This window comes from Rosistilla ulvae (genome assembly GCF_007741475.1).
In the GTDB taxonomy this organism is placed as follows: Bacteria; Planctomycetota; Planctomycetia; order Pirellulales; family Pirellulaceae; genus Rosistilla; species Rosistilla ulvae.
In genome coordinates, this window is record NZ_CP036261.1 from 3,839,142 (window position 1) to 3,852,817 (window position 13,676).

Genomic DNA, 13,676 nt, shown 5'->3' on the forward strand with positions numbered 1-13,676 from the left:
CGAAGCTCAGCGAGATGTTGCATTGGCTCGCTGTTCCATCGCATCCAAAATGACTCCTAATGCAGCGCGGTCCGAATCGTCGGCCGCTGCGTTGTAGCGTTCGTACTGGCGGGCGACCGATTGCCGATCGATGCGAGTGCCAAACCTTTCGACCGACAACCTGAATGCCTCAGCAGCCGATTGGCGGATCTTCAAAGGTAGGGCCACTGAATCGACCAGATTCGCCAGCGTCAGCTGCGAACTCGGCGTTCCCAGCGTTGACAATAACGACAATCCCGCCGTACTGAAGCCCCCTGCCTGGATTGCGCTGGTAAGTTCTTGCTCATGCGAGCGAAAATCGTACGGATTATGGGGTTCGTCGGGGCTGGCGACTTTGGCCAGCGACACCATCGCCGCGTCGGTGTACCGCCGCCGTTCCTCTGCGGTCAACGCGGGCATTGGTAAACTTTGTGTCAAGTCGCGAATCATCAGAGCTAATCCCTGCGGCGAGGTAATATCCTCCACTACTGCTACTGGAGCGGGCCAGCGAGTGCCCAGATTTTGGGCAACTCGGTTTCGCTCCTCCCGAACCGCATGCTTAGCTCGTATTTGGCGAAACCGTTCCCCACGCGATGTGTCCAGACGAATCTCGGTTCGACGGACGCGAGGGAGCCCCGTTTCGTTCGGTTCCTCCGCCGCAGCGAGCGCCGATTCAGAGCCGGCAACATCGACAATAATTTTTTTCGAACGATCCAAAATTGGTTCGCGAAGGTCCTCGTCCCAGAGCGTTTTGCCCAGTTGGCAGTAGATCAAGATCGGCACCTCACCTCCCAACGGACGCCTTCGGATCAGATCGACCGTCTCGATGATAGGCCGATCGTACGGCTGGCTGCTGCAGACCACCAACTGAATGTCACCGCCAGCATCGATCCGTCGCAACAAACTTGCGACCGATGAAACAATCTCCACGTCGTAGCCAAGCGATTCGAGCCAGCTGAGTTTATCGCGGGTTAAATGTCGCCGCGCCTCCAAGATCAGCGCGGTCGGACGTCGCTGCAACGCCGACATCTCCAACCAGCGATGCAACAGTTCGCTGCTGCCCGAATAGCCTTGGCGATAATCGATCTCCGAAGCCGCAATCGCCGCTTCGTAGCGAACTCGCGGCGTCGAATGCATCGCCGCTTCGACCAACCCAGTCGGCGTCGCCCCGTTTGAGAGCAGCAAGCCCTTCGCTGCAGTCTGCTTCAGCAACCGGATCGCTGCGATCGACGCGTACTCATTGCGACGCTCGATTGCCGCTGCAAGAGCACGTTGCAACAGAGTCATTTGCGCTTCGTCCGGCCCCGATTCGCCATACCGAGCGGCAAAGTCGTCCGCCGAACCAAAGTCGGCGTTTTGCATGATGCGATACGTCAGATCGGCAATCTCTCCCGTGATGCGAGTTTCCGCCGCCGATCCCTGCACGCGGCGGTATCGCGTCGCTGCGTCAGCCGCTGCGCTGGCCAACGCCAAGCGTCGTGGAACTTCCAACCATTGCAACGTCTGTTGGTCGTCCTCCAATTTCCAAACGCGTTGCACCGCGCCGTCGTTTGCTGCTCGACTGGCCCAATCCGCTGCCCGATCGACTCGGCTGCCAAGATAGATCTCCGCTTCCTCCACGCTCGGTATGCCGCGCAGTCCAGCGGCGGCGAAGGCCTTGCGGGCTACATCGCGCTCTTCCCCGCTGGCCTCGGTCGCATGATAGGCCGCCACAAAATCGGGCATCGATCCGGCGAGATCCAAATCAAGCAAAGCCTGCACCGCGCGAGCTCGCGTCGACGGTTTCCCGTGCAAAGCAAATTGACGCATCGCGACGCCCCCCTGGTCTTCAAAGCGGCGCAACATGTCGAGCAATTGCGTCCGCGAAGCGACAGGTTTATCGGCGACATAGGCTGCGGCAAGTTCCGCCACCGACGCCAAACCGCCGTTACGCAGATTGGCGATCGCGTCCAAACGCTCCCCTTCGCTGGCGCTGTCCAAGCGAGCAATCTCGCGGCGAATCCGCTGCCGATCTTCGGCATATTTCTGCGCCCCGGCGATCACTTTGCCAATCGCGTCGCGTTGGGCATCGCTCAACTCCGGATACTGTTGAATTCTCAGCAGATAGTTCGATCGAATCGTGCTCGCGATCGTTGCCGATTCCGCATCCGAAAGCTTCTTGGCGGACAACAGGTCTAGAAACGCAGCGACCTGATCCCAGTCGGCGATTTGGACGGCGCTACGAATCGCCAACGCCAATTTCTCATTGTTCCCGCGTGAATAACGCTGCAGTTCGAGGACCAACGGATCGGGCAACGCTTCGACCTCGGTCGCAGCCTGACCGGCCGCTGGCGCTGCGGGCTCACCAAACGGAGCGTTCCCGGCGGGCATCGCCGCGGCACCGCCAAACGGATCGGCTCCGCCCGCTGGCGCAGCGAAGGGATCTTGGGCGCGAACCGCCAGCGGAGCAGCGGCTATCCAGGCGATCGCGACGATAAGACAATGAGGCTTCATGACAAGGCAGACCTTGGGTGGAAAGATATGCCTGTATTCTAGTCTCTTTTTTCGCAGATTCTTGCTCTCTTTTTTGCCCCCACCCAACGTGGCGAAATAATCGGCCCGTTCGTTGCCACCGGACGACTCGCACTCCCAAATGGAGTACGAGTGAGAGAACACGGCAAGCCAGTTTAGGGGCTGCCCGATCGGATCCAACCGCCGCTAGGAAAGCAGCGCGCCCCAGTACGCCATCTGCTGGCGGACTTGTTCGGGCGCCGACGATCCAAAGCTAACATAGGCTCGCACCGCATTGGCGGTTCCAAGCACATCGAAGATGGAATTGTCGACCGAGACGCCTGCTTCTTGCATCACATCCAACGGCATTTCGGAGAGCGGGATCTTGCGTTTCATCGCCTCGCCCACCAACGAACCGACCAAGTGATGAGCGGTCCGCTGTGGCAAGCCCTTCTTCATCAGGTATTCCATCAGCGTCGTGGCGTCCAAATACCCATGCTCAAGTCGCGATGCGATCCGATCGCGCTGCAACGTGCTGCCCGAGACGATCGGAATCGCCAACTGCAGACACGCGATCACGGTGTCGAACGAATCGAACAACGGCGGTTTGTCCTCTTGCAGGTCGCGGTTGTACGCCAACGGCAAGCCTTTGATCAAAACCAACAGCGTCTGCAGATTGCCGACGACGCGCGCGGTCTTGCCACGGGTTAATTCCAGCACATCGGGATTGACCTTCTGCGGCATGATGCTGCTGCCGGTGCAGAAGGCGTGCGGAATCTTCAGGAACCCAAACTCCTCGGTGCTCCACAAGATCCATTCCTCCGACCAACCGCTCAAGTGTTGCGCGACCATCGTCAGCACAAACGCCGCTTCGACGACAAAGTCGCGATCGCTGGAGGTGTCCAAGCTGTTGCGGGTGACATCGTCGAAGCCCAATTTTTCGGCTGTCAACTTGCGATCGATATCCATCGACGTCCCGGCGACGGCTGCGACTCCCAGGCTGCAGATGTTCACGCGGCTGCGACAATCGGCGATTCGTTGCCGATCGCGTGCCAGTTTTTCGATGTACGCCAACCAGTAATGGCTCGCCAAAACCGGCTGGGCTCGTTGCAGGTGCGTGTACGCCGGCATGATCACATCAAAATCGGCTTCGCAGCGTCCCAAGAAGGCGCGTTGCAAATCGGCCAGCAATTCGTCGACCAAATCCAATTGGCCGCGAATCCACAACCGGAAGTCGGTCGAAACTTGATCGTTGCGGCTGCGCGCCGTGTGCAGCTTGCGACCAACATCGCCCAAGCGGTCGATCAACGCTTGTTCGACGTGCATGTGAACGTCTTCCAATTCCGTTCGCATCGGCAGCGTGTTGTCATCCAGTTCGCCACGGATCGCCGCCAAAGCTTCGAGGATCTGATCGCATTCTTTGCCCGAGATCAAACCTTGGATGGCAAGCATCTCTGCGTGCGCCGAAGAACCTTCGATGTCGACTTCGTACAACCGGCGGTCGAAGCTGATACTTTCGCAAAATTGTTCCAAACGAGAGTCCGACGCCGCATCGAAAACGCCGCTTCGTGAAGGGCTAGCCAAAATGAAATTCTCCTAAAACATATTCATTGGGTAGGCAAGCAAAATCGCAAACTTCAATGCTTGCGATCGCTTGTTGCCCCCCCGGATGGCAAGGGGTTGCCAACGGGAGCGCGCGAGATTTCCAACCCGTTGCAAACGGGCTGGTTTATGGTTCGTGAGCCACGGTGTACACCGAATCGGTTACAGCCGGCAATTGGTGATTTCGGTTTCCATGATCGCCGATGCGCCCAACGATTCGAGCTGTTCCATCGCATCGATCACTTCGCTGCGTTTGACCATCACCCGAACGGCGCACCACTCTTGATCTTCCAAGGGGTTGATCGTCGGCGAATTGAAACCGGGGGCAATTTTCTCCGCCGCTGCGAGCGCCGAGCGAGGAATATTGTATTCCAGCAACGAGAAATCGCGTGCGATGACAACCCCTTCCAATCGACGAACAATCCGTTCCGCCGTCACGCTGTCGCGGCACTTGCCGTTCTGAATCAAGACGGTTTCGTAGGTGTCGATCTCTTCGAGAATCCGCAGCTTGTTGGCCGCCAGGGTGCTGCCGGTTTCGACCAAGTCGACGATCGCATCGGCAATCCCCAGCGAGATCATCACCTCGACCGATCCCGACAGATTGACCAAATGTGGCGTGACGCCAACCTTTGCCAAGTGGTTGGCGGAGATCGTCGGGAAACTGGTTGCGATGCGCGCCCCGGCGAGATCTTTGCCGCTTTCGGCGGGCGAGTCCTCGGGGACACAGATCGCCAATCGGCAGCGACCGACGCCCAACGGCATCCGCACCGAGACATCCGCCCCCGCTTCGTCGACCAAATCGCTGCCGGTGATTCCCATGTCGATCGCCCCTTCGGCGCACAACGTTGGGATATCGTCGGTTCGCAGAAAGATCAGGTCGACCGGCAGATCGCTGACCCGCGCGAACAGGCTGCGGTTTTGGCGGCGGAAACGCAGCCCCGCTTGTTTCAAAAGATCGCCCGCCAGATCGCTCAGTCGCCCTTTGCTGGGGATCCCGATTCGCAGATTGTTGTTAGTGCCCATGGATCGTTCTCGTCGCTAGTCGCTTAAAAAATGGGGGTTCGCTTTGTCCATTCGGTCCCGCGTTGTTGGCCAACGGGAAACGAACAGCAGCGATAAAGTTAGTGGTTCGTCGGTCCCACTCTAATTCAAGAGTTCCGCGGAACCGTTAATCGGTTTCCGGCAAGAGCCGTTAATTACGTTGTCTCGTCGTTGGTCTGCGTTCGCTGAGCCTTTTCGACTAGCCCGCCGATCCCCTCGCGACGGCCCAATTCGGCCGCGACATCGTCCAACGTCACGCCCCGCCAGGCCATCATGACCATCACATGATAAAGCAAGTCGCCGACTTCGTAGGTGAAATGCTGTTTGCCTTCTTCGCCGCTTTCGGCTGCCGCTTCAACGACTTCCGCCGCCTCTTCGATCACTTTCTTGCCGATCCGCGCTGCTCCACCCTCGATTAACTTGGTCGTATATGAACCCTCGGGCCGTTTTTGGGCCCGATCCTGGATCGTTTCCATCAAACGGCTCAAAATCGTCAGTGCTTCGCTCATCTTTAGGTTTGCCAGCGGGTATCGAGGGAGGCGATCGGGGAATGCCCACGGTGATAAGCGAGCAATCGATACGAAGGTAGCAATATCGACCATTCGGGCGTTTTTTGGCAGGGGGCATGACGCTGCCAACCAGCCCCCCGGCGGTTTTCCGATCCGCGAACCGCCCCGCAAATGCAGGCTTTGATCTTTGAACCGTCTGGTCGCTCGCCGCTGCACGGTTTACGATCAAGGCCGCATTCGCTGACGCGATATTTTGTCACAATCTTAATGGAACCGAACCACCCCACCGATGGGCGTACCGACCACCTTCCCCGCACTGACCCAACGCGCCTGGTTTCTGACCGGGCCAACCGCATCTGGAAAATCGACAGTGGCGGACTCGCTGGCCCAGCAAATGGACCTCGAGATCCTCTCGCTCGATTCGATGACCGTCTACCGTCGGATGGATTTGGGGACCGCCAAACCATCGGCCGCTCAACAACAGCAGACACCCCACCATCTGTTGGACCAAGTCGATCCAGATGCCGAGTTTAGCGCAGCTCAGTACCTCGAGGCAGCTCACGCCGCGGTCGACAAAATCGCCGCGCGCGGCAAGCTGCCATTGTTTGTCGGCGGGACCCCGCTTTATCTCAAAGCCTGCCTGCGCGGTTTTGATGCCGGCCCGCCCGCCGACTGGGAGTTCCGCAAATCGATCGAAGCCGAATTGCACGAACATGGTGTCGACGCGCTACGGAAACGCTTGGAACAGGTCGATCCGCTGTCGGCGCATCAATTGCATCCCAACGATACCCGGCGGATGATCCGCGCGTTGGAAGTCGCCAAATTGACCGGGCAACCGATCAGCCATCGGCAAGTGCAATTCGAAGCGGCGCATTCGGCCGACCAAGCCAACGTCTACGCGTTGCATTGGCCACGCAATGTGTTGCATCAACGGATCGATACCCGTGTCGACCAAATGTTTGCCGACGGTCTGGTCGACGAAGTCACGGCGATCCGTCGCGATTTCCCGTCGATCAGCCGCACCGCGATGCAAGCCGTTGGCTACAAAGAGGTCTTCGATCTATTGGATGGGAAAACCGATCTTCGCGAAACGATCGAACAAGTCAAAGCGCACACGCGGCAATTGGCCCGCCGACAGGAAACCTGGCTGCGGTCGATGTCGGAGGTCGAGTTCATCGAGCTGAACGAACAACGGCCCTTCGACGAGATCGCCGCGGAGATCTTGGAAAAATCGAAAACCCGCCCGAAGCCCTCCTCTTAATTTCCGGCCGGTTCGCCGCGGCAAACGAGACTGGCAAACGAGCCACTTGCTCCATTCTGATCGCCGGTCGTCCAACGGCTTGTGGCGCTGCGCGCCGCGGTCCCCCATTTGATCGATGGGTGCGCGACGTTGTGCCTGTCGCAACCGGAACTTCAGCCCCTCATCATGCCTTGGGACGGACGACTTCGTCACGATTTCGCAAAGCCTCTAGCCAAAAATAAAGCTATGGTTCGAATGGCGAAGCTTTGAAATCCCCCGAACACGAGATGCGGCAAAGAGCGCCGCCCTCAGCCAAGCGAACCGAGATGATGAAACAACCGAAGACGAAATCCCCACCAAACCAAGCCGCAGCGAAACGCAACCGCCGCATTTTGGGCGTTGTTTTGGTGGTCTGCATCGTCAGCTACTCCGTATTCGTGGCTCAGAAGTTCACGCAATTGACGTCGGACACCGACCCGGCGCTTTCGCCGGCAGCGACCTCCACGGTTACCTATTCTCCTAGCAAAAAGAAAAGCGACCGGGAACGCGATGCGTTGCTCGCGAGCGCCAACGAGATCGACCGCGAACTGATCGAAAAACTGGAACGCAAAAAAGCACAGCATCAAGAGGCCTCCACACCGGGAGCCGCCCGCTCGGCCTGGCACAAGAAGACGGAGCAGATGGAAGAGGAATTAAAACAGTTTTCCGATATCCCCGAGGGATCGGTCCAGGACGTCCTCAAGAAGAAAATTGAAACCTACAACCTCGACAAACCTTCGCTCTAACTTTTCCGCTATCCCCGCCTCACCATCCCCTTCCTACTCATCTGTCGTTTCTAAAAGGCACCCATCATGCGCATCGATCGGCCCCTACGAACTTCTGCGAATCGTCGCAAAGGTTCTATCGTCGTCTTAGTCGCGATCATGCTTCCGGTATTGTTCATCCTGGCGGCGTTGGCGATCAATGCATCCTACATGCAACTGACCCGAACCGAACTGTTTATCGCAACCGACGCGGCGACGCGGTCGGCGGGGCGAACGTTCAGTGAATTGCAAAACGTCGACGACGCCAAGGCCGCCGCCAAAGCGACTGCGGCGAAAAACCAAGTCGCGGGCGAATCATTGCAATTACGAACCGGCGATGGAGACAACGAAATCGAATTCGGGATGACCAGCAACGACGGGAACTACTCCCGTTTCGAATTCCAGAAAGTCTCGACCTCATCGGTCTCCAGCGGCAGCGCCCGTGCCAACGCAGTGCGCGTCGTGGGGCGCCGCGATTCGGGATCGCTAGGTGGATCGATCCAGACATTGTTCCCCAAGTTTTTGACAACCGACACTTTCAACCCAACCCAGACATCGGTTGCGATGCAGGTCGACCGGGACATCTCCTTGGTCCTCGATCGATCCGGTTCGATGGACTACCTGACGATCACCTGGCCATCGGGAAAATCACCCTACAACTCGTCGACGATGTCGGCGGCCGTCACCGCCGGCTATCTCTATAAAAGCCGCGGAAACTACTATTACTCCTATGGTGTCTCTTCGGATGAATACGAGAAATGGGCTTGGGAAGAATACTACGAACTTGGGCCCTATCCTCAGACACCATGGAATTCGCTGGTCGCTGCAGTCGATGGATTCTTAAACGTCTTGGACGAAACCCATCCCGAAGAACATGTATCGGTCTCCAGTTATTCGAGCAACGCCACGTTGGATCTCTATCTGGACGGTGATTACGACGAGGTCCGCGATACGTTGGATGATCTGTACCCCAGCGGCAGCACAGCGATTGGCAAGGGGATGGAAAAGGGGATCCAGACGTTGACCCATTCATCGGCGCGTCCCTATGCGGCCAAGACGATGGTCGTGATGACCGATGGCATGCACAACTATGGAATCGACCCGGTCACCGTGGCGACCTCGCTGGTGGCGACTTACAACTTGACGATTCATACCGTCACGTTTGGTTCGGGGGCCGATAAAACACGGATGCAGAAAGTCGCGGCGATCGGCGGTGGATCGCATTACCACGCCGAAGACGGCACAGCGCTCAAGGATGTCTTTGAAGAGATCGCCAACAATCTCCCCGTGTTGTTGACCGAATAAGAGAGATGGCCGCAGCGTCGGCAAAGCGGCCTACCGATCCACGATCGCGTGACTCAGGTCGCGCGGCAATCGTGGGCAATCGCCGTGGGAACCAGCGAAACAACGCCAGGCCGCTGCACCGCACCTACTTCTTTTTCTGCAGTCCCAGCGGTCGGCTGATCAACATCTTCGGTTGCGACTTGGGACCGACAAACTTCTTCGCCAAGATATCCGCTTCGGTGAATCGAGCCATCAGGATCTCGCCATCGGTCGCACGGTTGCGGTCGTACGAAATGTAGATCGTACCGTCGGGAGCTTGAAAACCATCGGGATACGAGATTCCTTTTCGCTCATCCAACACAAGCCCTCCCTGCCACGAAAGGCCCTCGTCGTCGGAAAGCCAGGCGCTCAATTGCACGCGACCGTTGTGCGTGTCGATCCGGTCGCCATGTTTTACCAACAGGATCTTCCCCGACGCCAAGCGGCGAACATGGAAGCGGGCGTTGGGTTGAGCGATCCCCGGCGGCTTGGATGGCGTCGCCCAAGTGCGTCCGCCATCGGTCGAGGTCGTCTGCATGATTCCCTTGGCTGTCCGCGCCAACATCCACAGCGAACCATCTTTCCGCTCGACAATCATATGTTCGTGCCAATCGGGGTTCGGGAAACGGGCTGCCCCACGCCGCTGCCAACTGGCCCCTTGGTCTTGGGAGACGAAGACGTTCGCGCCGCGGAGCGGTTCGAGTTCGGCGAAGCATCCTTTGAAGGGCCCAAACCCGGGGCGTTGGTCCAACGAAATTGGCAGCATCCACGAACCATCGGACAAGACGGTCGGTTTGTTCAACGTGACGCCGTGCCAGATTCGTCGCGGTTGGGACCACTGGGGCTGGTCGCCGTCGGGGTTATCGCAAACGATCGCCCAGACACCCGCCCGGCCGTCGTACATATGCATCGATTGATCGAAGATCATCCACAATCGCCCCAGCGGATCGGTCCATAGATTGCCGACCAGAATACTGCGATCCATCGGCAGTTTGGGATCGTGCGAATCGAGGACAAACCGTGGATCGGACCATGTCTGTCCGTCGTCGTCGCTGGATGCCAAAACGAAATAGGCTTCGGGACTGTCGCCACCGGCAACCCAACATGCCCACAATCGGCCCCCGGGCGTCCGCTCGATTCCAATCGTCATCCCATAATCGAGCCGGTCGTATCCGTATTCGGGAAGCGGTGAGGTGTTGAGCGTCGGGGGAACAAGCGCCAGATCGGCGACCGCTTCCATCCGTTTGATCCGAGCCGCCGCCTCGGCAGCCCCTTCCGTTTTCGGTTTGACGCGTTCGACCTTGGTCTTTTCGCCGACAACCATCAACGCAAGCTTCTTCAGCTTCACACGATCTCCTGGATTCACTTCCTTTCGCCACGCGAAGACGCGATTCAGATCGCCCGAAAACAGCTGAAACTCCGGCGTCGGCAGCTTCTCAAAACCTTGGCGTTTCAAATCGTCGCTGCGATTTGCCCCATGCGGTTTGCTGAGCGTCATCACGAACAGTTCCCCCGGTGCCTTGCATTGGACTTCATACCCTTCGATGCTGGTCCGCAGGAAGTCGCGACCGAGCAGAAACTCGGGAGCTTCGATCAATGTGTAGTCCCGATCGGTAAACAGCTTCACGCCAACCTTCATCACGGCCGGCTGTTCCGCTGGGATCGCGATCGGCTTCCGCGACAGGCCCGCTTGCGAAGCGAACTGCCCCGTCTTTTCCAACGCACCAAACATGATCCGTTCCTTGCGACTGGCGGACGAATCCCCCTGTGTCACGCACAACCAGATCGTTCCATCGTGCTCGTGAAACGCGGGGTACTGGAATGACTTGGGAGTCTCAAAGCGGTACTTGCGCCGCCACGTCTTACCATCCCGCGAAACGTCGATGTTAAAAACGCTGCGATTCGCCCCGCCGATCCGCGTCGCTTCCTGCCATCCCAGATAATAGGTGTCGCCAAATTTATCGAAGGTCGGCTTGGAATTGGTCCCATTGGAAACGTGCGGCAGTTCCTTCGCCACCGTCCACGTCTGGCCATCGACGCTGGTCGTGAATTTGTAATTGCGATTGCCACCATCGTGCCGACAGATCGCCATCCAGCTGCCATCGGGAAGCCGATTGACCGCCGATTCGCTCAACTGCATCGACTGGGGTTCGTGGTAGTGCCCAACGATTTCGAACGTATCGAAATCGTCGTTTACCGTCGTTAACGCCAACTGACCGGCCATGTAATTGTTGATCGCAACGTAGGTCTTCCCATCAAATTTCTTGAACGCATCGAACAGATACAGTCCCGCATCTTTGGCCCTTTTCTCGAAGCCGTTGGCAACCGCCGAAGCATGCAGATGCTGGGGCTGCATATCGAAGAGCCCCGCGGCCGTTTTTAACTTCACGCGATGGATCGTGTCGGCAAATTTTTGCGACGCGATGTCGAAATCGCGGTACCAAGTTTGCGACTGTCGTTTGCCAGGCGATTCGCTTGCGAAAAAGCAGCGCAGCGTCTGGGCATCCCGCTGAACGATCCGCGGCACAAAACAAGCTCCCACCGGCAACGTCTCGTTCGCAAAGACCTGCTCACCACGAGCAAACGGAACGACCATTTCGACCGCCATGGTTTTCAGATCGACGATCGACATCGCGCTGTAGATCTGCGGCCAAGCCGCACTCTCCCCCGAGCGGTCGTCGTTGCATTCCGCAACGATATAGGCTCGATCCCCAACCAAGACCATTTCCGCGTCGTGCGATCCGCGAACCTGCGGAGCGGTAACTTTTACCAAGCGTTCCATCACGACATCGCCCGCTAAGGCAGGATCCCACCCGTCGGGGACGATCGACTGGGCGGCGGCAGCGACTGCCAAGATTGCAGCCAAAAGCGGCTGGACGAAAAACGGGATGGAATTGCGGTTGATATTCATAGATTGACGGGACCGATCCGAGGGGGAGTATGGCAGGTCTAGGGGCTGCTTCAACGACGTTACTAAGGGGTTTCCGGCCCCTAGCATAACCACTACGCTTTCTCGTTTGGGAGCACAGGCGAAGCGAAAAACAGGGGCAAGCGTTTTTTGCGGTCCGGCGAAACTGCCGCCGCAGCGATCGCTCGCGGCTTCTAGCGAAACCAAACGCAAGGGGATCCCAGCGGATCGATCGAATTGCCCCCCGATTTGCCCTGAACCTAAAAGCCATTACGTTCTCTTCATTCCCGGGTGCAAACGCATGTGCGCGATCTGAATTTGCGGCAAGCAAGTCTTGGGCCAGCAATCGACTGCCGCGACGGCATCCGATTCCCGACGAAGTGTCGATGCAAGCAGGGGGGGCCATCCAACCCCGTTCTCTCACGGCCGCGATGCCCCGCATGCCGAGTCAGTTCCCACAATCTCTCGAAAGCTGCAACGATGCGGAAAACTACGTAAAAACGGGCAATTGCGGCACCAAGCCGGCATTAAACGAAGGCCTCGTCACGCAGAATTATGCGATTTGGCACGCTATTTCCTCTTTAACTTTTCCAACGCGAGAGCACTGCCATGGACGGTTGGTTTATGGCAAAAGTAATCTATACTTGACCTGCTCAAGCGACACGCCCCAACACACGAATCGCGACCGCTTCGGATCGTGAGGGTGGGGGCAGTAGGTGATGAATGACTGAAGCGACACTATCGATTTCACAACCGAATCAAATCCTTTCGTTGTTTGGTCCGCGCGATCAGAACGTGCGTATCCTGCGAGAACGGTTTGACGTTTCGATCACGCATCGCGATGGGCAGATTCGCGTCACCGGTCCGCAGGACGATGTCCGGCGGGCGACGTTGGTGCTCGAACACCTGCGCGATCTATTGGTCCGCAATGGCGTTTTGAGCCAAGACGATCTCGACGCCGTTTTGGCCGATGTCGACGGTGGATCGACCCGACCGGGCAAATTGCGTAGCGGCAGTGAAATCCAGATCCGCCACGCCGGTCGACGCATCAAGCCGCGCACCGAAGGGCAAGGCCGGTACGTCGCGGCGATCCGTAAACACGATCTCAGCTTCTGCATTGGACCGGCCGGAACGGGGAAAACCTATCTTGCCGTGGCAATGGCCGTCGAAGCGCTCAAGGCCGAAGAGGTGCGAAAGATCGTCTTGGTCCGGCCAGCGGTCGAAGCGGGAGAGAGCCTCGGCTTTCTGCCGGGCGATTTGCGAGCTAAGCTTAACCCGTACCTACGTCCTCTGTTGGACGCGTTGGGCGAGATGGTCGATTACGACCACTCCCGAACGCTGATGGAGCAGGACGTGATCGAAGTCATTCCATTGGCTTATATGCGGGGTCGGACGTTAAACGATGCCTTTATCATTCTGGATGAAGCGCAGAACACGACCGTCCCGCAGATGAAGATGTTCCTGACCCGGTTGGGCGAACGCAGCAAGATGGTCGTTTCGGGCGATTCCACGCAGATCGACCTGCCGCGTGGCGTTCAAAGCGGTCTAATCGATGCGATCCGCCGACTCCGCAACGTCAAGGGAATTGGATTAGCAAAGTTGGAAGTTAGCGATATTGTGCGGCACCGCTTGGTGCAGGAAATTGTCAACGCCTACGAGGAAGACAAGGGATAGCCGAAACCTGAGACTCGATTTCTGCCGAACCGTCTGGAACACGAACCCCGTGGACCGTCGATTCGGTC

General features: G+C 57.9%; 9 protein-coding genes. 4 read left to right on the forward strand and 5 right to left on the reverse strand.

What is annotated here, in order from left to right; all coding sequences use genetic code 11:
* Window positions 1–6: 6 nt before the first annotated feature.
* The 4 genes from EC9_RS13610 to EC9_RS13625 all read right to left on the reverse strand — a co-directional run bounded on the left by EC9_RS13610 (window position 7) and on the right by EC9_RS13625 (window position 5,660).
* Complete coding sequence (locus EC9_RS13610) at window positions 7–2,511, reverse strand: hypothetical protein (RefSeq protein ID WP_145346031.1); 2,505 nt, start codon at window positions 2,509–2,511, stop codon at window positions 7–9.
* 204 nt (window positions 2,512–2,715) lie between these two features.
* Window positions 2,716–4,092 (reverse strand): argininosuccinate lyase, encoded by a 1,377-nt coding sequence (gene argH, locus EC9_RS13615; protein WP_145346032.1) that lies wholly within the window; start codon window positions 4,090–4,092, stop codon window positions 2,716–2,718.
* Between the two features lie 180 nt (window positions 4,093–4,272).
* On the reverse strand, window positions 4,273–5,133 hold the full coding sequence (gene hisG / locus EC9_RS13620) for an ATP phosphoribosyltransferase (protein ID WP_145346034.1): 861 nt from the start codon (window positions 5,131–5,133) through the stop codon (window positions 4,273–4,275).
* A 173-nt stretch (window positions 5,134–5,306) separates the two neighbouring features.
* The gene (locus EC9_RS13625; RefSeq protein ID WP_145346036.1) at window positions 5,307–5,660 is read right to left on the reverse strand and encodes a phosphoribosyl-ATP diphosphatase; all 354 of its coding nucleotides are present in this window, start codon (window positions 5,658–5,660) and stop codon (window positions 5,307–5,309) included.
* A 289-nt stretch (window positions 5,661–5,949) separates the two neighbouring features.
* On the opposite strand from EC9_RS13625, the gene miaA reads away from it, so the two are divergent.
* From miaA to EC9_RS13640, 3 genes are all read left to right on the forward strand, one after another.
* Window positions 5,950–6,921: a tRNA (adenosine(37)-N6)-dimethylallyltransferase MiaA gene (gene miaA, locus EC9_RS13630; protein ID WP_145346038.1), complete on the forward strand. Its 972-nt coding sequence runs from the start codon at window positions 5,950–5,952 to the stop codon at window positions 6,919–6,921.
* A gap of 305 nt (window positions 6,922–7,226) precedes the next feature.
* Window positions 7,227–7,685 carry a hypothetical protein gene (locus EC9_RS13635; RefSeq protein WP_145346040.1) on the forward strand — a complete coding sequence of 153 codons (459 nt, stop codon included), beginning with the start codon at window positions 7,227–7,229 and terminating at the stop codon, window positions 7,683–7,685.
* Between the two features lie 66 nt (window positions 7,686–7,751).
* Window positions 7,752–9,008, forward strand: a complete 1,257-nt coding sequence (locus EC9_RS13640; protein ID WP_145346042.1) for a VWA domain-containing protein — start codon at window positions 7,752–7,754, stop codon at window positions 9,006–9,008.
* A 124-nt stretch (window positions 9,009–9,132) separates the two neighbouring features.
* On the opposite strand, the gene EC9_RS26970 is transcribed toward EC9_RS13640, so the two are convergent.
* Window positions 9,133–11,937 (reverse strand): sialidase family protein, encoded by a 2,805-nt coding sequence (locus EC9_RS26970; protein ID WP_246105666.1) that lies wholly within the window; start codon window positions 11,935–11,937, stop codon window positions 9,133–9,135.
* Between the two features lie 720 nt (window positions 11,938–12,657).
* Between EC9_RS26970 and EC9_RS13655 the strand changes: the two genes are divergently transcribed.
* Window positions 12,658–13,608, forward strand: coding sequence for a PhoH family protein (locus EC9_RS13655; RefSeq protein ID WP_145346044.1), 951 nt, complete (start codon window positions 12,658–12,660; stop codon window positions 13,606–13,608).
* Window positions 13,609–13,676 lie beyond the last annotated feature (68 nt).